Source organism: Cupriavidus sp. YAF13, assembly GCF_052113425.1.
Classification (GTDB): Bacteria; Pseudomonadota; Gammaproteobacteria; order Burkholderiales; family Burkholderiaceae; genus Cupriavidus.
On sequence record NZ_JBFRDD010000021.1, the window covers coordinates 67,725 to 90,597 of the forward strand.

At 67.8% G+C, this 22,873-nt stretch carries 20 protein-coding genes; 12 read left to right on the top strand and 8 right to left on the bottom strand.

The window, feature by feature from the left end:
* The first annotated feature begins 1 nt into the window (after position 1).
* The 12 genes from AB4061_RS18235 to AB4061_RS18290 all read left to right on the top strand — a co-directional run bounded on the left by AB4061_RS18235 (position 2) and on the right by AB4061_RS18290 (position 12,774).
* On the top strand, positions 2-1,297 hold the full coding sequence (locus AB4061_RS18235) for a branched-chain amino acid ABC transporter permease (protein WP_441636166.1): 1,296 nt from the start codon (positions 2-4) through the stop codon (positions 1,295-1,297).
* Positions 1,294-2,052, top strand: coding sequence for an ABC transporter ATP-binding protein (locus AB4061_RS18240; protein ID WP_441636167.1), 759 nt, complete (start codon positions 1,294-1,296; stop codon positions 2,050-2,052). The genes AB4061_RS18235 and AB4061_RS18240 overlap by 4 nt, the downstream gene beginning before the upstream one ends.
* Complete coding sequence (locus tag AB4061_RS18245; RefSeq protein ID WP_441636169.1) at positions 2,049-2,783, top strand: ABC transporter ATP-binding protein; 735 nt, start codon at positions 2,049-2,051, stop codon at positions 2,781-2,783. Before AB4061_RS18240 ends, AB4061_RS18245 begins: the two co-directional genes overlap by 4 nt.
* Positions 2,780-3,604 carry an SDR family NAD(P)-dependent oxidoreductase gene (locus AB4061_RS18250; protein WP_441636171.1) on the top strand — a complete coding sequence of 275 codons (825 nt, stop codon included), beginning with the start codon at positions 2,780-2,782 and terminating at the stop codon, positions 3,602-3,604. Before AB4061_RS18245 ends, AB4061_RS18250 begins: the two co-directional genes overlap by 4 nt.
* A 58-nt stretch (positions 3,605-3,662) precedes the next feature.
* Positions 3,663-5,852 (top strand): alpha-ketoacid dehydrogenase subunit alpha/beta, encoded by a 2,190-nt coding sequence (locus tag AB4061_RS18255; protein ID WP_441636173.1) that lies wholly within the window; start codon positions 3,663-3,665, stop codon positions 5,850-5,852.
* Positions 5,853-5,897: 45 nt separating this feature from the next.
* Positions 5,898-6,383 carry a VOC family protein gene (locus AB4061_RS18260; RefSeq protein ID WP_441636175.1) on the top strand — a complete coding sequence of 162 codons (486 nt, stop codon included), beginning with the start codon at positions 5,898-5,900 and terminating at the stop codon, positions 6,381-6,383.
* A gap of 1 nt (position 6,384) precedes the next feature.
* Positions 6,385-7,629: a pyruvate dehydrogenase complex dihydrolipoamide acetyltransferase gene (locus AB4061_RS18265; RefSeq protein WP_441636177.1), complete on the top strand. Its 1,245-nt coding sequence runs from the start codon at positions 6,385-6,387 to the stop codon at positions 7,627-7,629.
* Positions 7,630-7,639: 10 nt separating this feature from the next.
* The gene (gene lpdA, locus AB4061_RS18270; RefSeq protein ID WP_441636179.1) at positions 7,640-9,040 is read left to right on the top strand and encodes a dihydrolipoyl dehydrogenase; all 1,401 of its coding nucleotides are present in this window, start codon (positions 7,640-7,642) and stop codon (positions 9,038-9,040) included.
* A 14-nt stretch (positions 9,041-9,054) separates the two neighbouring features.
* A complete protein-coding gene (locus AB4061_RS18275; RefSeq protein WP_441636181.1) occupies positions 9,055-9,795 on the top strand; it encodes an SDR family NAD(P)-dependent oxidoreductase in 741 nt (246 codons plus the stop codon).
* A gap of 138 nt (positions 9,796-9,933) precedes the next feature.
* Entirely contained in the window at positions 9,934-11,382 is a 1,449-nt protein-coding gene (gene gabD, locus AB4061_RS18280) for an NADP-dependent succinate-semialdehyde dehydrogenase (protein WP_441636183.1), read from the top strand.
* 112 nt (positions 11,383-11,494) lie between these two features.
* On the top strand, positions 11,495-12,331 hold the full coding sequence (locus AB4061_RS18285) for a shikimate dehydrogenase family protein (RefSeq protein WP_441636185.1): 837 nt from the start codon (positions 11,495-11,497) through the stop codon (positions 12,329-12,331).
* 140 nt (positions 12,332-12,471) lie between these two features.
* A complete protein-coding gene (locus tag AB4061_RS18290) occupies positions 12,472-12,774 on the top strand; it encodes a HigA family addiction module antitoxin (RefSeq protein WP_441636187.1) in 303 nt (100 codons plus the stop codon).
* 276 nt (positions 12,775-13,050) lie between these two features.
* Here AB4061_RS18290 and AB4061_RS18295 read toward each other — a convergent pair whose 3' ends face one another.
* From AB4061_RS18295 to AB4061_RS18330, 8 genes are all read right to left on the bottom strand, one after another.
* A complete protein-coding gene (locus AB4061_RS18295; RefSeq protein ID WP_441636189.1) occupies positions 13,051-14,208 on the bottom strand; it encodes a CaiB/BaiF CoA transferase family protein in 1,158 nt (385 codons plus the stop codon).
* 133 nt (positions 14,209-14,341) lie between these two features.
* A complete protein-coding gene (locus tag AB4061_RS18300; protein WP_441636191.1) occupies positions 14,342-15,097 on the bottom strand; it encodes a lipoyl protein ligase domain-containing protein in 756 nt (251 codons plus the stop codon).
* A gap of 65 nt (positions 15,098-15,162) precedes the next feature.
* Entirely contained in the window at positions 15,163-15,939 is a 777-nt protein-coding gene (locus tag AB4061_RS18305; RefSeq protein WP_441636193.1) for an SDR family NAD(P)-dependent oxidoreductase, read from the bottom strand.
* Positions 15,940-16,071: 132 nt separating this feature from the next.
* Positions 16,072-17,184: an acetoin dehydrogenase dihydrolipoyllysine-residue acetyltransferase subunit gene (locus AB4061_RS18310; RefSeq protein ID WP_441636195.1), complete on the bottom strand. Its 1,113-nt coding sequence runs from the start codon at positions 17,182-17,184 to the stop codon at positions 16,072-16,074.
* A complete protein-coding gene (locus tag AB4061_RS18315) occupies positions 17,184-18,200 on the bottom strand; it encodes an alpha-ketoacid dehydrogenase subunit beta (protein ID WP_441636197.1) in 1,017 nt (338 codons plus the stop codon). The genes AB4061_RS18310 and AB4061_RS18315 overlap by 1 nt, the downstream gene beginning before the upstream one ends.
* Before the next feature lie 60 nt (positions 18,201-18,260).
* Entirely contained in the window at positions 18,261-19,265 is a 1,005-nt protein-coding gene (locus tag AB4061_RS18320; protein WP_150992308.1) for a thiamine pyrophosphate-dependent dehydrogenase E1 component subunit alpha, read from the bottom strand.
* Between the two features lie 11 nt (positions 19,266-19,276).
* On the bottom strand, positions 19,277-20,401 hold the full coding sequence (locus AB4061_RS18325; protein ID WP_441636199.1) for an ATP-NAD kinase family protein: 1,125 nt from the start codon (positions 20,399-20,401) through the stop codon (positions 19,277-19,279).
* A gap of 261 nt (positions 20,402-20,662) precedes the next feature.
* The gene (locus tag AB4061_RS18330) at positions 20,663-22,687 is read right to left on the bottom strand and encodes a sigma-54-dependent Fis family transcriptional regulator (RefSeq protein ID WP_441636201.1); all 2,025 of its coding nucleotides are present in this window, start codon (positions 22,685-22,687) and stop codon (positions 20,663-20,665) included.
* Between the last annotated feature and the right edge of the window lie 186 nt (positions 22,688-22,873).

Here is a 22,873-nt window from a genome sequence, read left to right on the forward strand (position 1 = left end):
CATGACCAACCTCTCCAACACGCAGAAGACCTTGTTGCTGCTCGGCGTGGGCGCGCTGCTGGCGCTGCCGATGGTGCTATCGCAATCGCTGGTCAACGCATCCATCCAGATGCTGATCGCGGTGCTGTTCGCGGCCTCGTTCAACCTGCTGAGCGGCCAGGGCGGCATGCTGTCGTTTGGCCATGCGGCGTACTTCGGCATTGGCAGCTTTGCCACCGTGCACGCCATGAACGCCTTCGGCGGCAACGGCCTGCTGCCCACGCCGCTGCTGCCGCTGGCCGGCGGCGCCCTGGGCCTGGTCGCCGGCCTGGCCGCCGGCTGGTTCGCCACCAAGCGCACCGGCGTCTACTTCGCCATGATCACGCTGGCGCTGGCCGAACTGCTGCACTCGCTGGCGCCGCACCTGAAGGGCTGGTTCGGCGGCGAGGCGGGCCTGTCCACCATGCGCATGCCGGCGTGGGGCCTCACCTTCGGCGACAGCAACCAGGTGTACTACCTGACCCTGTTCTGGGTGCTGCTGTCGCTGGCGCTGCTGTACCTGTTCACGCTGACGCCGGTGGGCCGCCTGACGCTGGGCCTGCGCGAGAACGCCAACCGCCTGCGCTTTCTCGGCTATGACACGCACCGGCTCGGCGTGCTGGTGTTCGCCGTCTCGGCCATGTTCGCTGGCATCGCGGGCGCGCTGCAGGCGCTCAACATGGAAGCGGCCAACTATGTGGTGTTCGAGTCATCCGCCTCCGCGGCGGTGGTGCTTAACAGCTATATCGGCGGCGTGAAGATCTTCCTCGGCCCGGCACTGGGCGCGGCGGTGATGACCTTCTTCGGCTATGCGGTATCCGACCTGACGCGTTCGTGGCTGCTGTACCAGGGCATTGTCTTCGTGCTGGTGATGATGTTCTTGCCGACGGGCCTGGCCGGGCTGATCAAGTCCTTCGCCACGCACAGCAAGACCTATGGCCTGCGTGCGCTGCTGCCCATGGCGCTGGCATTCATCATCGGCACGTTGCTGCTCGCGGGCGGCACGGTGTTCACGGTGGAGATGCTGCAGCGCTTCTTCTCGCAAGACTACCGCTCCATGGCGGCCCTGAATGGTGGCGGCTGGCCCGCGATTGCGCTGTTTGGCCGCGAGTGGGATCCCATCTCGCCGCTGACCTGGCTGGTGCCCGCGGCGCTGCTGGTGGCAGGCATCGCCACGGCCCGCCTGGCCAACAGGCGCTGGCTGCGCCTGAAGGACGCCACCCCCGCCATCGACGCGCCCGCCACCGCGGCCACCAACGTCCGGAGGAACCCGGCATGAACACGCAAGCGATGCTCTCCCTGCGCGGACTGCGCAAATCCTTCGGCGACGTCGACATCATCCGCGGCGTGGACCTCGATCTCGTCAGCGGTGAGCGCCACGCGCTGATCGGCCCGAACGGCGCCGGCAAGTCCACGCTGTTCCACCTGATCTCCGGGCGCCTGCCCCTGACCAAAGGCGAGATCATGCTCAACGGCGAGCCGATCCACGGCCTGTCGCCGCAGAGCATCAACCATCGCGGCCTGGCGCGCTCGTTCCAGATCACCAATATCTTCGCGGGCCTCACGGTTTTCGAGAACCTGCGCCTCGCCGTCATGCGGCGCCACGGCCTGCAATACACGCTGTGGAAGTTCGCCCACAAGGTGCGTGCCGTGCGCGACGAGACCCAGCACCTGCTCGAACAGGTGCGGCTGGCCGGGCGCGCACAAACCATCGCCGGCGAGCTGTCGTATTCGGAGCAACGCTCGCTGGAGATCGCCATGACGCTGGCCTCGGACCCGAAGGTCATCATGCTCGACGAGCCGATGGCGGGCATGTCGCAGGAAGAAACCGACTACACCGCCGGCCTGATCCGCGAGATCGCGCAGGGCCGCACGCTGCTGATCGTGGAGCACGACATGGACGTGGTGTTCTCGCTCAGCGACCGCATCAGCGTGCTGGTCTACGGCGAGATCGTCGCCACCGGCACGCCGGACGAGATCCGCAACAACGCACGCGTCAAGGAAGCCTATCTGGGCGAGGAGGTCACGGTATGAGCGCGCAGTCCCTACAAAGCGCCGATCCGCTGCTGAGCGTGCAAGGGCTGCACGCGCACTACGGCAAGAGCCACATCCTGCACGGCGTGGATTTCCAGGTAGGGCGGGCCGAAGTGGTCAGCCTGCTGGGCCGCAACGGCTCGGGCCGCTCCACCACGCTCAAGGCCATCATGGGCCTGGTGCCGCCAAGCGCCGGCCACATCAGGCTGCGCGGGCGCGATCTGGCCGGCGCGCAATCTTATGCGATCTGCCGCAAGGGCATTGCCTATGTGCCGGAAGAGCGCGAGGTCTTCGCCAACCTGACGGTGGACGAAAACCTGCGCATGGGCGAGCAGCGCGCCACCGAAGGCGCGCCGCAATGGACCTTCGAGCAGATGTTCGACTACTTCCCGCGCCTGAAGGAGCGCCGCAACACCAAGGCCGGCAGCCTCTCCGGCGGCGAGCAGCAGATGCTCACCATGTGCCGCTCGCTGCTGGGCAACCCCTTGGTGATCCTGATCGACGAGCCCACCGAAGGCCTCGCGCCCAAGATCGTGACGGTGGTTGGCGAGGCCATCCAGGACATCCACCGCCGGGGCGTCTCGGTGGTGCTGGTGGAGCAGAAGCTCGCCATCGCGCTGAAGGTATCGAGCCGCGTCTGYGTGATGGGCCACGGACGCATCGTCTTTGAAGGCACGCCCGAACAACTCACTTCCAATACCCAACTTCTGAAGGACTGGTTAGCCGTATGAGCACCTCTTTGCCTATTGGATACCCGAACGCGCAGCCCTTTGCGCGCGCCAGCTACCCCGGCCTGGCCGGCAAGGTCGTGCTCAACACCGGCGGCGCCAGCGGCATCGGCCGCGCGATGGCGCATGGCTTTGCCCGGCACGGCGCGCGCCTGATGCTGCTGGACCTGGATGCGCAAGGACTCGCCAGCGCCAAGGCGGAACTGGAAGCGGCTTGCCCGGAAGCGCAGGTCGAAGTGGTACAGGCTTCGATCACCGACCCCGAGGCCGTGGAGCACGCCTGCGCCGCCACCGAGGCCCGCTTTGGCCGCATCGACATCCTGCTGAACAACGCCGGCATCTCGATGAACAAGCCGTCGCTGGAACTGACGCCCGACGACTGGCGCCGCGCCATCGAGATCGACCTCTCCGGCGTGTTCTTCTGCACGCAGGCGGCGGCGCGCCGCATGGTGCGCCAGGGCGGCGGCTCCATCCTGAGCACCGCGTCGATGTGGGGCCTGGCCTCGTCCGCGCGGCGCCTGGCGTACTGCGCCGCCAAGGCTGGCGTGGTGTCGCTCACCAAGTCGCTGGCGGCGGAATGGGCTGAGTACAACATCCGCGTGAACGCGGTCTGCCCGGGCTACACCAGCACCGCGCTGATGGAAACGCTGCTCGCCAGCAAGGCCATCGACGGCGAGGCGCTGCTGGCGCGCACGCCGCTGCGCCGCTTTGGCGCGCCGGAAGAGATGGCGGAGGTCGCCCTCTTCCTGGCATCGGACTCGGCCGCGTTCATCACCGGCCATGCGCTGGTCTCCGATGGCGGCTGGACCGCCGACGGCTTCTGAGCACGCAGTTCCCCAGCACGATTGAAAGCATCATCGAACGGTAATCAAGGATTCTCAAATGTCTGAACGTAGCGCCCTGCGCCCCGCCGCCGAATGGGTGGAACTGCGCACCACCGAGGAAGACTGGGCCAAGGCAGACCCGGCCCTGCTCGGCACCCTGCTGAGCCACCTGCACCTGATCCGCGGCTTCGAGGAGGCTGTGCTCGAACTCGCCGCCGAAGGCCTGGTCCACGGCCCGGCGCATTCCAGCATCGGGCAGGAAGGCGGCGCCGCCGGCTCCATCGTGCCGCTGACCGGCGCCGACCAGATCAACGGCTCGCATCGCGGGCATCACCAGTTTGTCTCCAAGGCGCTGGGCTACCTCGCGCCCAACGGCATCGATCCGCGCGCACCGCTGCCGGCGGACGTGCAAACGCTGCTGCAACGCACGCTGGCGGAAATCCTGGGCTTGGCGCAGGGCTATTGCAAAGGCCGTGGCGGCTCCATGCACTTGCAGTGGGCCGAGGCCGGCGCGCTGGGCACCAATGCCATCGTGGGCGGCGGCGTGCCCATGGCCGCGGGCGCGGCGTGGTCGCACCGGCATGCCGGCACGGATGCGGTCGCCATCACCTACTTCGGCGACGGCGCGGTCAATATCGGCTCGGTGCTGGAAACCATGAACCTGGCCGCCGCGTGGAAGCTGCCGCTGTGCTTCTTTATCGAGAACAACCGCTACGCCGTCTCCACCACGGTGGAAGAGTCCACCGCCGAGCCGCGCCTGTCCGCGCGCGGCATGGGCTTCAACATCCCGAGCTGGAAGGTCGATGGCATGGACCCGCTGGCGGTGTACCTGGCCACGCAGGAAGCGCTGGCGCATATGCGTGCCGGCAAGGGCCCGACGATCATCGAAGCCGATCTGTACCGCTTCTTCCACCAGAACGGCCCCTTCCCGGGGAGCGCCTTTGGCTACCGCACCAAGGAAGAAGAGCAGCAATGGCGCGCGCGCGATCCGCTCGAACTGATGGCGCGCCGCATGCAGGCGCGCGGCCTGATCAGCGCCGACGAGATCGCCGCGCTGCGTGAGCGCATCAAGCAAGCCATGCGCGACGCCATGGCCGCACTGACCGAAGCCGATCCTTCCGGCAAGCCGGGCAAGCGCCGCATCCGGCCTGAGCTGTGGCCGAGCCCGGACTTCCGCGATGTGGGCATCCGCGGCGACCTGAGCGAGCTGGCAGGCCTGCGCTGCGAGGACGAGGCCGGCTTCTCCGGCAAGCTGGACAAGCGCAAGTTCATCGACGTGGTGGCGGACGTCATGCAACGCCGCATGGAGACCGATTCGTCGGTGGTGGTGATGGGCGAGGACGTGCACCGCCTCAAGGGCGGCACCAACGGCGCCACCCGCGGCCTGCGCGACAACTTCCCGGACCGCGTGCTGGGCACGCCGATCAGCGAGAACGCGTTCGTGGGCCTGGGCGGCGGGCTGGCGCTGGACGGACGCTACAAGCCCGTGGTGGAGTTCATGTACCCGGACTTCATGTGGGTGGCGGCCGACCAGATCTTCAACCAGATCGGCAAGGCGCGCCACATGTTCGGCGGCGAGAGCGACGTGCCGCTGGTGCTGCGCACCAAGGTAGCGATGGGCACGGGCTATGGCTCGCAGCACTCGATGGACCCGGCCGGCATCTTCGCCACCAGCCCGGGCTGGCGCATCGTGGCGCCGTCCACGCCGTTCGACTACGTGGGCCTGATGAACACCGCGCTGGCGTGCAAGGACCCGGTGCTGGTGATCGAGCACGTGGACCTGTACAACGCCTCGGGCGTGGGCCCCGTGGATGACTTCGACTATCACCTGCCGGTGGGCAAGGCGGCGGTACGCCGCAGCGGTGGCGATGTCACTGTCATCACGTACCTGTCGATGGTCGGCCACTCGCTCGAAGCGGTGGCGCAAACCGGCATCGACGCCGAGGTGATCGACCTGCGCTGGCTGGACCGCGCCAGCATTGACTGGGACACCATCGCGCAGAGCGTGAAGAAGACCAACAACGTACTGATCGCCGAACAAGGCGCGCGGGGTACCTCCTATGGCGGATGGCTGGCCGACGAAATCCAGCGCCGCTACTTCGACTGGCTGGACCAGCCCGTGCAGCGCGTGACCGGCGCCGAGGCCGCGCCGAGCATCTCCAAGGTGCTGGAGCGCGCCGCCGCAGCCCGCACCGAGGAAGTGGCCGAGGGCCTGCGCCAGGTAATGCGCGACAAGGGCGCGGCGTGAGTCCCGATGCCCGCCTGGCCAACTGAACGAACCCAAGGAATACCAATGACCCTGAACGTGATTGTTCCCCTGGAGGTCGGCATCGCCGTGCGCGACCTGCCGCGCATGCGCCGCTTCTACGAGCAGGTGCTGGGCTTCGCCTTTGTCAGCGAAGTGGCCGTGCCAGCGGCAAATGCCATGCAGGCGGCCATGCACGCCGGCGGCTACACCGCGGTGCGCCTGCAGACCAACCATGGCGAGCGCATCAAGCTGCTGGCCCCCGTACAGCCGCCCGCGCCCGCGCCCGCTCCCGAGTACATCCTCGACAAGGCCAACGCCACCTACCTGACCTTTATCGTGGACGACATCCAGAGCGTGGTCGACAAGCTGCTCGCCGCCGATGTGGAATTCCTCACCGGCCCGCAGCGCATCGAAGTGCGCCCCGGCACCTACCTGGCGTTCTGCCGCGATCCCGAAGGCAATGTGCTGGAGATCGTGCAGTACGCGGATATCGCCGCCTACCGCCCCGACCTGCAACCAAGGACTGCCTGACATGGCCACCCTGCTACGCATGCCCGAGGTGGCGGCCAATGCCACCCAGGCCACGCTGCAAGCGTGGACCAAGAACGAAGGCGATACGATTGCCGTTGGCGACTGCATCGCCGAGATCGAAACCGACAAGGCCGTGGTCGAGCTCAATGCCGATTCGGCCGGCGTGCTCGGCCGCCGCCTGGTGGCGGCGGGCCAGGACGTGGAGGTGGGCGCGCCCATCGGCGTGCTGCTGGTCAATGGCGAAACCGGCGTGGATATCGATGCGCTGATCGCGGCGGCGGGTGGCGGCGCGCAAGCGCCTGAAGCCGTGGCGGCATCCGCTGGCGAGGCGCTTGCTGCTGCCACGATTGCTGCCACGACTGCTGCACCGCATGCCGCACGCATCTTCGCCAGCCCGCTGGCGCGCCGCCTGGCGGCGCAGCGCGGGCTGGACCTCGCGGCATTGCGCGGCAGCGGCCCCAATGGCCGCGTCGTCAAGCGCGATATCGAGCAGGCCGCCGCGGCTCCTGCCGTTGCCAGCGCACCTGCCGTTGCGCGCCCCGCCGCACCGCAAGCGCGGGCCAGCGAAGCGTTCACCGAAATCCCGCACAGCAATATGCGCCGCACCATCGCGCGCCGGCTGAGCGAGAGCAAGGCCACCATCCCGCATTTCTACCTCACGGCGGATTGCCGCATGGAGCAGCTGCTGGCGCTGCGCGCGCAGATCAACGCCGGTGCGCCGCGCAAGATCTCGGTCAACGACTTCATCGTGCGCGCCGTGGCGGTCGCCTTGCGCGAGGTGCCGGCGGCCAACGTGGGCTGGACCGATACGGCGATGCGCCAGTACCAGCAGGCCGATATCGCGGTAGCGGTATCCACGGACGCCGGCCTGATCACCCCCATCGTGCGCGCTGCCGATACCAAGCCGCTGTCCGTCATCAGCGCCGAAATCGCCGACCTGGCCGCGCGTGCGCGCGCTTCGCAACTGCRCCCCGAGGAGTACCAGGGGGGCAGCTTCAGCGTGAGCAACCTGGGCATGTTCGGCGTGTCCGAGTTCTCCGCCATCATCAATCCGCCGCAGGCCGCCATCCTTGCCGTGGGCGCCACGCAAGCGGTGCCGGTGGTGGAAGACGGCGCGCTGAAGGCCGGGCAGGTCATGCGCTGCACGCTCTCGGTGGACCACCGCGCCATCGACGGCGCACTGGCCGCGCAATGGCTGGCCGCGTTCAAGCGCCTGCTTGAAAACCCCTTGTCGATGCTGATCTAAGGACCATGACGTGGCGAACTCCTCATTTGACCTGATCGTCGTAGGCGGTGGCCCGGGCGGCTACGTGGCCGCCATCCGCGCCACACAGCTAGGCATGAAGACCGCGCTGGTCGAAAAAGAGCACCTGGGCGGCATCTGCCTGAACTGGGGCTGCATTCCCACCAAGGCGCTGTTGCGATCCGCCGATGTGCTGCGGCTGGTCAAGGACGCGGCGGCCTACGGTGTGCATGCCGCATCGCCTGCCGCCGACCTCCCGGCCATGGTGGCCCGCTCCCGCGCGGTGGCCGCGCAGCTCAACAAGGGCGTGGCCCACCTGATGAAGAAGAACGGCGTGACCGTGCTCAACGGCCACGGGCGGCTGGCGGGCAAGGGAACGCTGGAAGTCACCGCGCCGGATGGCTCGACAAGACTCGTTGCATCCGCCCACATCCTGCTTGCCACCGGCGCGCGCGCCCGCCAGTTGCCCGCGCTGCCGGCGGACGGCAAGACGGTCTGGACCTATCGCGAGGCGCTGGCGCCACCCGTGGTGCCAAAGCGCATGCTGATCGTCGGCGCCGGCGCCATCGGCATCGAATTCGCGAGCTTCTATCGCGCGGTGGGTGCCGAGGTGACGGTGGTGGAGATGGCGGAGCGCATCCTGCCGGTGGAAGATGCCGACATCTGCGCACAGGTGGCGAGCAGCCTGAGCCGGGAAGGCATCGTGCTGCATACCGGCACCAGCATCAAGAGCGCCGAGCGCAATGGGCAGGGCTGGTCCGTCGCGCTGCAAGGCGGCAAGTCCGGCGGCGCGAGCGTCGACGTCGACGTTGTGCTGGTGGCGGCGGGCATCGTCGGCAACGTGGAAGGCCTGGGCCTGGAGCAGACCGCCGTCAAGGTCGAGAAGACGCATATCGTGACCGACGGCTTCGGCCGCACCGATGAGCCCGGCGTGTATGCCATCGGCGACGTGGCGGGCCCGCCGTGGCTGGCGCACAAGGCCAGCCACGAAGGCGTGATCTGCGTGGAGCGGATTGCCGGGCTGCATCCGCATGCGCTCGATGCCACACGTATTCCGGCCTGCACCTACAGCCATCCGCAAGTGGCGAGCGTGGGGCTCACCGAGGCACAGGCCAGGGAGCGCGGCCAGCCGATCAAGGTCGGCAAGTTTCCTTTCGTCGGCAACGGCAAGGCCATTGCCATGGGCAGCACCGCGGGCCTGGTGAAAGTGGTGTTCGACGCAGGCAGCGGCGAACTGCTCGGCGCCCATATGGTGGGCGACGAGGTCACCGAGATGATCCAGGGCTACGCCATCGCGCAGACGCTGGAGACCACCGAGGCCGACCTGATGGCCGCCGTCCTGCCGCACCCGACCATGTCCGAGGCCATGCACGAAGCCGTGCTCGCGGCCTACGGGCGCGCACTGCATATCTGAACACGGGAGACAACATGTACAACTTCGATCAACGCACGCTGCTGCTGACCGGCGCCAACGGCGGCATCGGCCGTGAGACGGCCAAGCTGTTCCTGGCGCACGGCGCCAACCTGGTACTGACGGATCTGGACGAAGCCGGTGTCGCCGGATTTGCCAGCGAACTGGACCCGAGCGGCGAGCGCATCGCCACGCTGCGCATGGACGCCGCCAGCCCCGACGATTGCGAGCGCGCCGTGGCGCTCGCGCAGGCGCGCTTCGGCGGCATCGATTTCCTGGTACCGTCGGCAGGCTTGTACCAGGCCCAGCCTGTGGCCGGGATGAGCGACGCGCAATGGCGGCAGACGCTGTCGATCAACCTCGATGGCGTGTTCTATCTTGTGCGCCGCGCCATTCCCGCGCTGCGCGAGAACAGCGCCATCGTCAACCTGACGTCGGTGGCGGCGCACCGGGGCGCTTACTACAATGCGCACTATTCGGCCTCCAAGGGTGGCCTGCTCAGCCTCACCCGCAGCCTGGCGCGGGAACTCGGGCCGCGCACCCGCGTCAATGCTGTATCGCCGGGCGTGATCGAAACCCCCATGACCGCCGAGCTGATCCAGAAACGCGGCGCCGATTCCGTCGAGCAGACACCGCTCAAGCGCCTCGGCCACCCGCGCGAGATCGCCACCGCCATCGGCTTCCTGTGCAGCGACGCGGCCAGCTTTGTCACCGGCGAGGTGCTGCACGTCAATGGCGGGCTGTATATCGCGGGTTGAATCGCGGGTTGAATCGCGGCTTGAATCGCGGTTTGATCATCCGTCCGGCGGCCAAACGAGATCGCCGGATCCTGCTAACCTGCCGTCAGCGGCGCTGCGCCGAATCCCCCAACATCGCTACGGAACCGGAAACAGACCATGTTGCAACTCCAAGACCCCTCCCTGCTGCGCCAGCAGTGCTATATCGATGGCCGCTGGACCGATGCGCAGCGTCATATCGACGTGACCAATCCCGCTACGGGCGAGCGCGTCGGCCAGGTGCCGCTGCTGGGCGCCGACGAAACGCGCCAGGCCATCGAGGCCGCCAACCGTGCCCTGCCGGCCTGGCGCGCGCGTACCGCCAAGGAACGCTCCGCGCTGCTGCGCAAGTGGTTCGAACTGCTGCTGGCGAACCAGGACGACCTGGCCCGCATCATGACCGCCGAGCAAGGCAAGCCCTTTGCCGAAGCACGCGGCGAGATCGGCTACGCGGCCTCGTTCATCGAGTGGTTCGCCGAGGAAGGCAAGCGCGTCTACGGCGAGACCATTCCCGCACCGGTCAGCAACCAGCGCATCGTCGTCACCAAGGAACCGGTGGGCGTGTGCGCGGCCATCACGCCGTGGAATTTCCCCGCGGCAATGATCACGCGCAAGGCCGGCCCGGCGCTGGCGGCAGGTTGCACGATGGTGGTCAAGCCCGCCTCGCAAACCCCGCTGACCGCGCTGGCCATGGTGGCACTGGCGGAACGCGCCGGCATTCCCGCAGGCGTGCTGTCGGTCGTCACCGGCTCGGCTTCCGCCATCGGCGGCGAACTCAGCAGCAACCCGCTGGTGCGCAAGCTCACCTTTACCGGCTCGACGGAGGTCGGCCGTACGCTGATGGCGCAGACGGCGTCCACCATCAAGAAGGTCTCGATGGAACTCGGCGGCAACGCGCCCTTCATCGTGTTCGAGGATGCCGACCTGGATGCCGCCGTGGAAGGCGCCATCGTGTCCAAGTACCGCAACGCGGGACAGACCTGCGTCTGCGCCAACCGCCTCTATGTGCACAGCAAGGTCTATGACGCCTTCGCCGAAAAGCTGGTCGCGGCGGTACGCGCGCTGAAGGTGGGCAACGGCATGGAAGACGGCGTGCGCATCGGGCCGCTGATCGACGGCAAGGCCGTGACCAAGGTCGAGGAACATATCACCGACGCGATCTCCAAAGGCGCGCGCGTGCTGCAAGGCGGCAAGCGCCACGCGCTCGGGCAATCGTTTTTCGAGCCTACCGTGCTGGCCGACGTGAAGCCCGGCATGCTGGTCGCGCGTGAAGAAACCTTCGGCCCGCTCGCGCCGCTGTTCCGCTTCGAGACCGAGGACGAAGTCGTCGCCATGGCCAACGACACGGAATTCGGCCTGGCGAGCTATTTCTACGCACGCGATCTCGGCCGCGTGTGGCGCGTTTCCGAGCGGCTGGAGTACGGCATGGTCGGCGTCAACACCGGCCTGATCTCGAACGAGGTCGCGCCCTTCGGCGGCGTCAAGCAATCGGGCGTGGGCCGCGAAGGTTCGCACTACGGCATCGAGGACTACCTGGTCATCAAGTACACCTGCATGGCCGGCATCTGAGCCATCGCCATGCCCGCGGGACGGCGCGGCCGTCCCGCCTCCCGCGCCCGTCTTCCTCTCCCTTCTTCTCTCCTTTCTTCTCCCCCTCTTCCACGTTACCCGGAATCCCGCAATGCAGATCGATGGCAATACCCAGCTTGTCGGCATCATCGCCGCCCCCATCGCGCACGTGCGCACGCCGCAACTCTTCAATGCCTCGGTCGCCCGCCAGGGCCTGAACGCCGTCTGCGTGCCCTTCCATGTGGACGCGGCGCAATTGCAGGCATTCCTCGCCGGCGCGCCGGCCGCGCAAAACCTGCAAGGCCTGGTCGTCACCATGCCGCACAAGGAGGCGGTGGTGGCCATCTGTGGTGAACTGACCGATGCCGCGCGCCTGCTCGGCTCCGTCAATGCGATGCGCTTCGACCGCCAGAAGGGCTTTTGGGTCGGTGGCAACTTTGATGGCGACGGCTTCGTCGCCGGCCTGCGCGAACGCGGCCACAGCCTGTCTGGCAAGCGCGTGCTGCAGCTTGGCGCCGGCGGCGCCGGCAAGTCGATGGCCTATGCCATGGCCCGCGAGCAGCCCGCCGAACTGGTCATCTACAACCGCTCCGCCGACAAGGCGCAAGAGCTGGCGGCAAGCCTGAAAGCGGTGCTGCCGGCCGTCTCGATTCGTGCCGGCGATAACAACCCCGCCGGCTTCGATGTCGTTGTCAACGCCACCGCGCTCGGCTTGCGCGATACCGACGCCACGCCGCTCCCCGCTGCGCAACTGGACGCAGGCACGCTGGTCTGCGAGGCGGTGATCCGCGATGGCGATACCCCGCTGCTGAAGGCCGCGCGCGAACGCGGCTGCGCGGTGCATCACGGGCAATGGATGCTGTATGGACAGATCGTGGAGATCTCGCGCTTCCTGGGCGTTGCGCTGGCACCGGAGTTTGTCGAGCGGATCCTGGGGCCGGTGGACTGAGCACGAGCACGGCGGCATAACGAACGCCCGCCCTCTCCCCCGCCCCTCTCCCGCAAGCGGGAGAGGGGAGCAAACCGGTGGATGGCAAACAGCAACGCGACCGACGTCGAGATCGTCGACTACCACTAAAGGAGCAAACCATGGCACGAGAAATTCTGCTGGCCACGCCAGGGGAAATCCTGCAGTTGGACTGGCTTGAGCCGCTTGGGATCAGCCAATACGCGCTCGCCAAGGCAATCGATGTCCCGCCTCGGCGCATCAACGAGATCGTCAAGGGTGAGCGCGCCATCACCGCCGATACGGCCGTCCGGCTCGGCGTGTTCTTCGGCACCGATGCCCAAAGCTGGATGAACCTCCAAACCCACTACGACACCGAAAGGGCAAAGGAAAAGATCGGCGCGGAGAAACTGGCAGCTATCAAGGAGCATGCCGTCGCCGCTTAGCAAACCAGCGCGAAAAAAAAGCGATATCGCGCGATCAAGATTCGGTGTAGCCGTGCGGAGCGCCCCCAAGGGCGGTCCACACCAACCCGCGATGCGAAGCGAGCCGTCAAGGTTCACCTAGGCCGTATGGGGCGTCGCCCCATCCGGCGCGCCTTCTTTGCCTACTTTCTTGGCAAGACAAGAAAGTAGGTCGCCGCCCCGCAGGGGAGGTGAAACTGCCTTTGACTTTAAGCCTTTGACGTTGAACGGCAAGCAGTTACATCAGCAATATCAAACTCAAATCACCCCATCCCGCCGCAACCCGCCAATCACCTCCCCCSCCACCCCCCAAWCCCGCAACACCGCCTCACTATCCGCACCAGGCTCCGCAGGCGCCTGAGGCACCCCCGCCGGCGTGCGGCTGAAACGCGGCGCCGGCGCCGGCTGCATCACCCCGTCGATCTCAAGAAACGTCTCGCGGGCCCGGTTATGCGAATGTTGCGGCGCCTCATCCCAGTCAAGGACCGGGGCAAAGCAGGCATCGCTGCCTTCCAGCAGCTCGCACCACTGCGCGCGCGTGCGGGTGAGGAACAGCGCGGTCATGCGGGCCTTGAGCTCGGGCCAGTGGCGTTTGTCGAGCTGCTTGTCGAAGAGCGGATCGTCCAGGCCGCAGCGCTCGCGCAGCAGCGCGTAGAACTGCGGCTCGATGGCGCCCACCGCGACGTACTTGCCATCCGCGCAGGCATAGGTGTCGTAGAAATGCGCCGCGCCATCCAGCAAATTGTCGCCGCGCTGGTTGGTCCAGCGCCCGGCGGCCTTGAAGCCGTACATCATGGCGGACAGCAATGCGGTGCCATCGGTCATGGCCGCATCCACCACCTGCCCCTTGCCGGAGTTGCGGGCTTCGTTGATGGCGCACATCACGCCAAATGCCAGCAGCATGCCGCCGCCGCCAAAGTCGCCGACGTAGTTGAGCGGCACCACGGGCGGCTCCCCCGCCCGGCCGATGGCATGCAGGGCGCCGCCGATGGCAATGTAGTTGATATCGTGGCCGGCGGCCTGGGCTAGCGGCCCGTGCTGGCCCCAGCCAGTCATACGGCCGTACACCAGCGCCGGATTACGCGCCAGGCAAGGCTCCGGCCCCAGGCCAAGGCGTTCCATCACGCCAGGGCGAAAGCCTTCGATCAGTACATCGGCCTTGGCGATCAGGTCCAGCACGACCTCGGCCGCGCCAGGCTTGCGCAGGTCGATGGCCAGGGAGCGCCTGCCGCGTGCGGTCACGTCGCAGCGCGCCTTGCCCGCGCCGGTGGCCGGCGCCTCGCCCGGCTTGGCCGGGCGGGGGCGGTCGATGCGAATCACCTCGGCGCCCTGGTCGGCCAGCATCATCGCGCAGAACGGCGCCGGGCCGATCCCAACCATTTCCACCACTTTCAGTCCAGCCAACGGTCCCGCCATGTCCTGTCTCCGGTTGTCTGCTCCCGCGAGGGAAGCGTCTTGCCGGTCAGTTTGCCACGCTCGCCGGGATGTGGAATCGTCAATAACGACGAATACGCGAATACGCGAACACGCACGCAACAACGGCCTGGGCCTAGGCCGGGACCGTTGCCGCGAACGCCGGCGGCGTCGCGGCAAGCGCCTCGCGCAGCGCTTGGGACGTGCGCTCGGCAAGGTCGCCGGGTACCGGCCGGCCGCTGTCGGCCAGTGCCTGGGCCACGCTGACCACCTTGTCGGCACGGTAGTGGCGCCCGCTGCCGATGGCGGCCTCGAAATCGTTGGCGCGGCCATTGATCTCCTGAGGATCGGCGCTGACCAGCAGCACGGCGTGCGCCAGCACCACGTGCAGGCTGGCGTCGCCCGCGCCCGCCACGCGGCGCCAGTATTGCGCCGTGCCGGCAATCTTGCGGGCCTGCTCCGGCGGGCCCCAGGCCAGGTTGAAGCGGCCATCGCAAAACGACCCATCCACCGCTTGCCAGTGCGTCTGCAACCCAAGGCGGCTCAATGCGGCGGCCAGCACCTCGCACAGATGCAGATAGGCCGGCTCGGCATGGGTCCCGGCGCCGCCGCGCACCGGATAGGCCAGGCTCAGGTTGACGATGCCCGGGCCCTGCGGCACCAGCCCGCCGCCTGACAGGCGCAGCCAGACCGGGCAGCCACGCGCGGCAAAATCGGCGCGCGCGGCCTCCAGTTGCGCATGCCGCAGGTAGCTGCGCGGCACCACCAGCGAAACCGGCGCCTGCCACAGGTGCGCCAGCCAGCGGCCGGCGGATGCCTGCTCCAGCAGCGCCTGCTCGGCGTGCAAGGGATCGGGGTCGGTTGGATCGGGATCGAGAAATTCAAATCGCATGGCATGACCGGTAAGCGCCGGGACGGGACGCGCACATGCCGGGCCGCACCGCGGCCCGGTGCCGGTCAATGGAAGGTGAAGCCACCGTCGACGTTGACCGACTGCCCGGTCACATTGTCCATGGTCGCGAAGAACAGCGCCATCCGGCCCATGTCTTCGGGCGTCTGCGCCCGTCCCTGCGGGATCAGCGTGAGCTGATGACGCGCCCAGGAATCCTCCACCGATTCGCCGTCGGCCTTCCATTCGTCGGAGAGGCGATCCCACATATAGGTGCGCACAATGCCGGGGCAGATCGCGTTGACGGTGATGCCGTCGCGCGCCACTTCCTTGGCCAGGGCATTGGTGAAGCCAACCACCGCGAACTTGGAGGCGCTGTAGTGGGCAAGGTTGGGGAAGCCTTCCTTGCCGGCGATCGAGGCGACGTTGATGATGCGGCCCTTGTGCTGGGCTTTCATGTGTTCCAGCGCGGCCTGGCAGCCAAGGAAGGTACCTTTGGCGTTGACGTCCATGACGAAATCCCAGTCGCGCTCGCTGAGTGCATCGACGGGGTGGATGCTGATGACGCCTGCGCAGTTGACCAGGATATCCAGGCCGCCGAGCTGGTCGAGTGCTTGCTTGACCATGGCGCGGTGCATCTCGGGCTTTGTCACGTCGACCTTGAGGGTGCTCACCCGGCGGCCGAGCGCGCGCACGTCTTCCGCGGTCTCGCGCATGGCGTCTTCGAGAAGGTCGGCGATCAGGATGTCAGCGCCGGCTTTGGCGAGTGTCAGGGCGATGCCGCGGCCGATGCCGCGTGCACCGCCGGTGATGACGGCGACTTGTCCCGTCAGGGGGTGGTTCATGGGTGGTCTCCTTTGCGTGTTTTGTTGATTGTCTTAAGCGCGTACGGCACGAATGACATCGCGCGACGCGCTGGGTTTGCTCCCCTCTCCCGCTTGCGGGAGAGGGGAGCAAACCGGCGGGACTCCGCTTCGTCAGCCGCCGATATGCCGCTTGAGCAGCGCGTTGACCTCGTTGGCTTTCTCCATCTGGCTCATATGGCCGGCATCGTCGAACACCTTCACCGTCGCACCGGCTGGCGCGTTGGCCGCGTGTGATGCGGGGATGATCTGATCCTGCGCGCCCCAGATCACCAGCACAGGCTTGCCGGTATCGCCCAGCCTGTGACCGGGCAGTTCGGTTTGCCGGCCGCCACCGAACAGGCTGGCGCCTAGTGTGCCGAGCGCTTCCGTAATGCCGTCCAGCCGCTTGTACTTGAGCAGGTCGTCCAGCATCTGGCGGCTGACCAGCCCGGCATCGGCGAACAGCAGCTCCACCACCGGCTTGAGGTCGCGGCGGGATTGCGCGTTGACGAAGCCTTCGGTGTACCGGCTGTTGACCTCCTCGCCAAGGCCGGCCGGCGATACGAGCGCGACCGAGCGCACGCGTTGCGGCGCGTCCACCGCTAGCTGCGCGGCTACGCCGCCGCCCATCGAGTGGCCCACCAGGTGGGCCTGGCCGATGTCGAGTGCATCCATGAAATGCGCGACGAACCCTGCCAGCGATGCGAGCGTGGTGCCGGGCAGCCTGGGCGTGGCGTGTCCGTGCGCCGGCAGGTCCAGCGCGATGACGGTGTGCGCATCGGCCAGCGCGTCGAGGTTGAACAGCCAGTTGTCCAGGTCTCCGCCGAAGCCATGGATGAACAACACGGTGTCCGCGCCCTCGCCGCGCTTTGCGTAGCGCGTGCGGATGCCGTCGACTTCGATGAACTGATAGGCCGAGGCGGCGGCGCCCTCGTCTTGCTCATCGGCGGCGGGAGTTTCATAGGCGGCGACAAAGGCGTCGATGTCCGCGTCGCTGACCTCGGGCGGCGCCAGCACGCCCAGCAGCGCCTTGACCGGCAGGATGTCGCCCACGGCCGCCACCTTGCGGCGCAGGGTGCCGGCGTCCGGCGCTTCCACCGCGTTGGCGATCTTGTCGGTCTCCACGTCGAGGATGGGCATGCCGACCGTGATCTGCGCGCCTTGCTCGACCAGCCAGTCGTTGATCGTGCCTTCTTTCATCGACAAGCCCCATTTGGGCATGACGATCGGAGTGATCTCGGCCATCAGTGTTTCCCTCCTTTCACGGTCTTGCGCGCGGCATCGGCGATGTGCGCCGCGCTGGGGATGTACAGGTCTTCCAGCGCGGGCGAGAACGGCACCGGCGTATGCGGCGGGCAGACCATCTCGATGCCGGCCTTGAGCGCGCCGAAGGCGCGCTGCGCCACCTGTGCCGAGATGTCGGTGGCGATGTTGCAGCGCGGGCTGGCTTCATCCACCACCACCAGGCGGCCGGTGTTTTCCACCGACTCCAGCACGGTGTCGATATCCAGCGGCGAGAGCGTGCGCAGGTCCACGATCTCCGCTTCGATGCCTTCCTTGGCCAGCGTGGCCGCCGCCTCCAGCGCGCGGTGCACCATCAGGCCATAGGTGACGATGGAAACGTCCTTGCCGTCGCGCACGATATTGGCCTCGCCAAAGGGAATCGCGTACGAGTTCTCCGGCACTTCGCCTTCGAAACCATAAAGGTTCTTGTGCTCGCAGAAGATCACGGGGTCGTTGTCGCGGATCGCCTGGATCAGCAGGCCTTTGGTGTCATATGGCGTGCTGGGGCACACCACCTTGAGGCCGGGGATATGCGCGAACAGCGGCGTCAGCATCTGGCTGTGCTGGGCGGCCGCGCGGAAACCCGCGCCCACCATGGCGCGGATCACCACCGGTGTCTCGGCCTTGCCGCCGAACATGTAGCGGAACTTGGCCGCCTGGTTGAAGATCTGGTCGAAGCACACGCCCATGAAGTCGATGAACATCAGCTCGGCAATCGGGCGCATGCCGCAAGCCGCGGCGCCGATGGCCGCGCCCACATAGGCGGATTCGGACAGCGGGGTGTCCAGCAGGCGGTCGCCGTGCTTGGCGTACAGGCCCTTGGTCACGCCGAGCACGCCGCCCCAGGCGTCTTTCTCGCCGTCCGCGCCGGCGCCGCCGACGATGTCTTCGCCGAGCATGATCACGCTCGGGTCACGGGTCATTTCCTGGTCAATCGCTTCGTTGATCGCCAGCTTCATGCTTAATTTGCGGGACATGGTGTGGTCTCCTGATCGTGCTTTCTGTCGTTAGGTCTCGGAATGGCGGAGGTCGCGCGCTCAGTAGCTGACGTACACATCGGTCAGCAGGTCGGCGGGCGTGGGGAACGGCGCCGCCTTGGCCTGCTGCACGGCGTCCTCGATCAGTGCGGCAACCTGCTCGTCGATGGCCTTGAGTTCGTCCAGCGCGATCACGCCGGCCTGGGTCACGGTGGCGGTGAACTTCTTCAGGCAGTCCTTGTTGGCGCGGATGTCGTCGAGCTCGCCGGAGGCGCGATAGGTTTGCGCGTCGCCCTCGAAGTGGCCGTAGAAGCGGACCATCTTGCATTCCAGCAGGGCCGGGCCACCGCCTTCGCGGGCCCGCTTGATGACCTCGCCCGCCGCCTCATGCACCGCGAAGAAGTCCGTGCCATCCACCGTCACGCCGGGAATGCCGAAGCCGGCGGCGCGGTCCACGTAGCTGTCCACTGCCGTGCCGTAGTCGCGTGCGGTGGATTCGGCATAACCGTTGTTCTCGATCACGAAAATCACCGGCAGGTTCCACACCGCGGCCAGGTTCAGGCTCTCCAGGAACGTGCCCTGGTTGGATGCGCCGTCACCGGCAAAGGTGATGCCGATCTCGCCCTTGCCGCGGAACTTGGCGGCCAGCGCGGCGCCGCAGACCAGCGGCGCGCCCGCGCCCAGGATGCCATTGGCGCCCATCATGCCCTTGGACAGATCGGCGATATGCATGGAGCCGCCCTTGCCGTTGCAGGAGCCACCCTTGCGCCCGTAGATCTCCTTCATCATCGCCACCGGGTCAACGCCCTTGGCAATGCAGTGGCCGTGGCCGCGGTGGGTGCTGGCGATGCGGTCGCCGTCGCCCAGGTGGTGCAGGATGCCGACCCCGGCGGCTTCCTCGCCGGCGTAGAGGTGGACGAAGCCGGGAATATCGCCGCGCCCGAAGTCCACGTGCAAGCGCTCTTCGAAATCGCGGATGGTGCGCATCCTGCGATAAACGGCGAGCAGTTCCTGCTTGTCGAGGGGCAGCGTGTTCCCGGTGGTACCGGATGCGTTGGCTGTCATGTCTGTCTCCTTCATGGTTTTGTGGTGGCGGTAGAAAGCTCGGTGAGTGGCTGGGGTGGGGAATGCTGCTGTCGCCGAGGTGGCGGCGCGCGCCCGCCGCGCATCAATCCGGCGGCGGCGGCGTAGCGCATGCAGGCCGCCACGTCGATGCTCAGGAAGGCGCGCTCGCGCAGCGTCACGGTGACCTCGTCCTGCGGGCCGAACACCAGCTCGCGCTCGCCGTCCAGCGCGACGATGCCGGCGCGCTGGCGCACGCGGTGCGCTACACCGTCGGTCAGGCGCTCCCAGCCCGCGATGGGCACCGCGCGCAGCAGGCCCGGCGCAATCGGCGCGCGCAGCGCGAAGCGGCCTTCGCCGGGCGCGGCCAGCTCGATCGCCAGGCCGCCGGGCTCATGCCTGCCCACGGGTTCCAGCAAGCCGCCGATGGCGGACAGGCCAATCGCCTGCGGATCGGCAAAGGACACGTAGACCGCGCCCAGTGTCTCGGTCTTCCACAAGGCGCGCGCGCCGATGAAATGCTCGTGGGCGATCACCGCGTCGACCAGCGCGATGTCGTGGCGCACCTCGCCTTCGCCGGCAATCGTGATGTCGAGCCGCTTGTTGGCGGCCAGCGCATGCGCGGCGGGAATGCGGCCGCTGGCAAACAGCCCCGTGGCCAGCCCGGTGATGGTGGGCTCGCGCATTTCGGGGTAGGCGTTGTTGGTGCCGGTGGAGATGCCGGCAATCGGCACGTTGCCGCATTCGCGCACCACCGCGCGGTGGGTGCCATCGCCACCGAGCACGATGATGGCGGCAACGCCCGCCTCGCGCAGCATGCGTGCGGCCAGGAAGGTGTCGTCGACGCGCGCGGTGACCGGCATGTCAAGGTATTCCACGTCCGGCAGCGCGGCGTCCGGCCCCTGGCGGCGCGACAGGTGGCGCGCCAGCAGCACGCGCATGCCCTCGCGGTCCGGCATCATCAGCACGCGACCGACCCCGCAGGCAGCCAGCGCGGCCAGCAGGCGCAGCACGATATTGACGCGGTCGGCCAGTTGCAGCGTGTTGGCGTTGGCGATCACGCGGCGGATATCGCGCGCGGAAATCGGGTTGGCGATGATGCCGACCAGTGGCCGGTCGGCCAGCGCTTGCTCACCCATGCCTGTCTCCTGTCTTTCTGGTTATGACAGGCATATCGCAATGGCCGTGCCACCCCGCATCGGCACGCCGGAGACGGCAAAAACTCGGGATTACCCCAGGAAAAGACGGGGCGCGCAGGGACTTTGCGGGCCGTGCGCACGCCGCAGCGTGACAGGTGTCACAGCATCACGTGTACAGGGGGGTGAACAGGTGTAGCGGGGATCTCGCGCCGGGCAGGGAAGGCGGCGCGGGCGAGCCGCGCCGCCATGCTTGCCGGCTGGCTAGTGCGCCGCGTCGCGCTGGTTGGGCGACGCGATGCCGTAGCGCGCCATGCGTCGGTACAGCGTCATCCTGCTCACGCCGATCTGGCGCGCCACCGCGCTCAGGTTCCAGCCAGCCGCGCGCAGGTATTGCATCAGCAGCATGCCTTCCGGCGGCAGCTGGTGCGGGTCGAAGCCGGGGGCCGGCAAGGCCGGCGCGCTGGCGGCCTCAGTGGCCGCGCTGCCCGGCGGGACGCTGGCGAAAACCGCAAGCAAGCCCTGCTGCGGCATCCCCTCGCCAATCCCCTCCGGGAGATCCTCCACCTCGATGTGGCCGTCGTCACAGACCGCCCGCGCGTACTCCAGCGCATTGCGCAGCTCCCGCAGGTTGCCGGGCCAGCGGTGCGCGTGCAGCCGCGCGCGCGCCGCGGGCGACAGGCTCACGGTAGCTGGCTTGCCGCCCGCGTCCAGCATCTTGCCGATCAGCCAGTCCAGGTCCGTGCGCTCACGCAGCGGCGGCAGCATCAGCCGCGCGCCGTTGAGCCGGTAGTACAAGTCCTCGCGAAAGCGCCCGCTGCTCACCAGCTGGTCTAGCGGATGGTGCGTGGCGGAAATCACGCGCAGGTTGACCGGCACCGGGCGCGCCGCACCGATGGCAAGCACCTCGCCCTCGGCCAGCACACGCAGCAGGCGCGATTGCAGCTCGCGCGGCATGTCGCCGATCTCGTCGAGAAACAGCGTGCCGTCGTCAGCCTCCTGGATCAGCCCGCGCTTGGGCCGCGAACCCGCGCCCGAAAAGCTGTTGGGCAGGTGGCCGAACAGTTCGCTCTCGATCAGGGATTCGGGAATCGCCGCGCAGTTCACCGCCACGAAGGGGCCGTCGCGGCGCGTGCTGGCCTGGTGCAGGGCCTTGGCCAGGTACTCCTTGCCGCTGCCGGTCTCGCCGTTGATCAGCAGGTTGATGGGCGAATCCACCAGCTTTGCGGCCCGCAGCAATTGCTGCTGCAATGCGGCATCGCCACCGCACAGTGCGGCCAGCGGCGCCTGCAGCGGCGTAGCCCGCTCGGCGGTATCGCGCGCGCGCTGCCAGCGCAGCGCCGGCGGCATCACGCTCAGGTAAAGCTGCGCGCCGGTGCGCGCCAGCGCCAGCGCGCGCTGCTCGCTGGGGCGCGAATGCATGAAGCGGCCCAGCTCATCGAGCCGCGCCTCGAACAGCGACTCGAACGGCATGCCAAGCAGCGGCGCGCCACCCGGTGCCACGCCCAGCTCGGCCTCCAGCATCTGCTGCGCGCGGCGGTTATGGCCAACGATGCGGCCCGACGCATCGAGCGCGAGCAGGTATTCCGGGTTGACGTCGACAAATTCCGGTGCGGCGTTGAGCTTGAGGATCCAGTCTTCGCGGTGGCTGCGCACGAAGCTGGCGTTCTCGATCCGGCTGGCGTAGATGCGCACCATCTGCAGCGCCAGGCCCTGGCTGTCCTTGGCCTGCGGCGAGGTCAGCGCGGAAATGTCGAGGATGGCGCAGAGGCTGCCGTGCGAATCGAACAGCGGCGCGGCGGTGCAGGTCAGCGGAATATGGGTGGCGTCGAAATGATCCGCCTGGTGCACGGTCAGCGCCTGGCCGGTGGCCAGCGCGGTGCCCACCGCGCAGGTGCCGGCGCCGGATTCGCTCCATTGCGCGCCCAGGTACAGGCCGGCGTGGCGCAGGCGGGCATCGGCGTTGGCGTCGCCCAGGTAATCCACCGTCACGCCCTGCGCGTCGGTCAGCAGCACCACGTAGCCCATGCCGGCCACCTGGCTATAGAGCGTCTGCAGCCCGTGGCGGGCAATCCGCGCGAAATCGTCGATGCGCTGCTGGTGCTCGCGCAGCCGGGTCTGCGGCAGGATGCGCGCCTCTTGCATGCGCGCCGGATCCAGCCCGTACTGATGCACGCAGCGCCGCCACGAATTCTGGATGATGGTTTCCGGCGCACGCACCATCGGCGCGCCGGCGCGGGTGGTGAGCTGGACTACCGTGTCGATGTGCTCGCGTTGCCGCAGGTCCATCGTGGTCTCCTTGTCGTCTCCTGGCGCGCTGCCGTGCCGGCGCGCACCAACTCCCGGCTCTGGCATGGCCTCTGTGGCGCCGCAGGGTTGCGGCGTGGGCGGCCGGGAGTCCTAATGTATCCGACAGGCAGCGGCTTGGGCAAACCCGATCGCACTGGCCGGGCGCGCGAGGTGCGCGCCAAGTGC

Bases quoted from the DNA above. Each gene is read 5' to 3' on its own strand.
- AB4061_RS18290 (WP_441636187.1), top strand. From the start codon at position 12,472: ATGGCACGAGAAATTCTGCTGGCCACGCCAGGGGAAATCCTGCAGTTG.
- AB4061_RS18275 (WP_441636181.1), top strand. From the start codon at position 9,055: ATGTACAACTTCGATCAACGCACGCTGCTGCTGACCGGCGCCAACGGC.
- AB4061_RS18260 (WP_441636175.1), top strand. From the start codon at position 5,898: ATGACCCTGAACGTGATTGTTCCCCTGGAGGTCGGCATCGCCGTGCGC.
- AB4061_RS18305 (WP_441636193.1), bottom strand. From the start codon at position 15,939: ATGAACCACCCCCTGACGGGACAAGTCGCCGTCATCACCGGCGGTGCA.
- AB4061_RS18285 (WP_441636185.1), top strand. From the start codon at position 11,495: ATGCAGATCGATGGCAATACCCAGCTTGTCGGCATCATCGCCGCCCCC.
- AB4061_RS18330 (WP_441636201.1), bottom strand. From the start codon at position 22,687: ATGGACCTGCGGCAACGCGAGCACATCGACACGGTAGTCCAGCTCACC.
- AB4061_RS18250 (WP_441636171.1), top strand. From the start codon at position 2,780: ATGAGCACCTCTTTGCCTATTGGATACCCGAACGCGCAGCCCTTTGCG.
- AB4061_RS18310 (WP_441636195.1), bottom strand. From the start codon at position 17,184: ATGGCCGAGATCACTCCGATCGTCATGCCCAAATGGGGCTTGTCGATG.
- AB4061_RS18255 (WP_441636173.1), top strand. From the start codon at position 3,663: ATGTCTGAACGTAGCGCCCTGCGCCCCGCCGCCGAATGGGTGGAACTG.
- AB4061_RS18240 (WP_441636167.1), top strand. From the start codon at position 1,294: ATGAACACGCAAGCGATGCTCTCCCTGCGCGGACTGCGCAAATCCTTC.
- AB4061_RS18325 (WP_441636199.1), bottom strand. From the start codon at position 20,401: ATGGGTGAGCAAGCGCTGGCCGACCGGCCACTGGTCGGCATCATCGCC.
- AB4061_RS18320 (WP_150992308.1), bottom strand. From the start codon at position 19,265: ATGACAGCCAACGCATCCGGTACCACCGGGAACACGCTGCCCCTCGAC.
- AB4061_RS18315 (WP_441636197.1), bottom strand. From the start codon at position 18,200: ATGTCCCGCAAATTAAGCATGAAGCTGGCGATCAACGAAGCGATTGAC.
- AB4061_RS18235 (WP_441636166.1), top strand. From the start codon at position 2: ATGACCAACCTCTCCAACACGCAGAAGACCTTGTTGCTGCTCGGCGTG.
- AB4061_RS18300 (WP_441636191.1), bottom strand. From the start codon at position 15,097: ATGCGATTTGAATTTCTCGATCCCGATCCAACCGACCCCGATCCCTTG.
- gabD (WP_441636183.1), top strand. From the start codon at position 9,934: ATGTTGCAACTCCAAGACCCCTCCCTGCTGCGCCAGCAGTGCTATATC.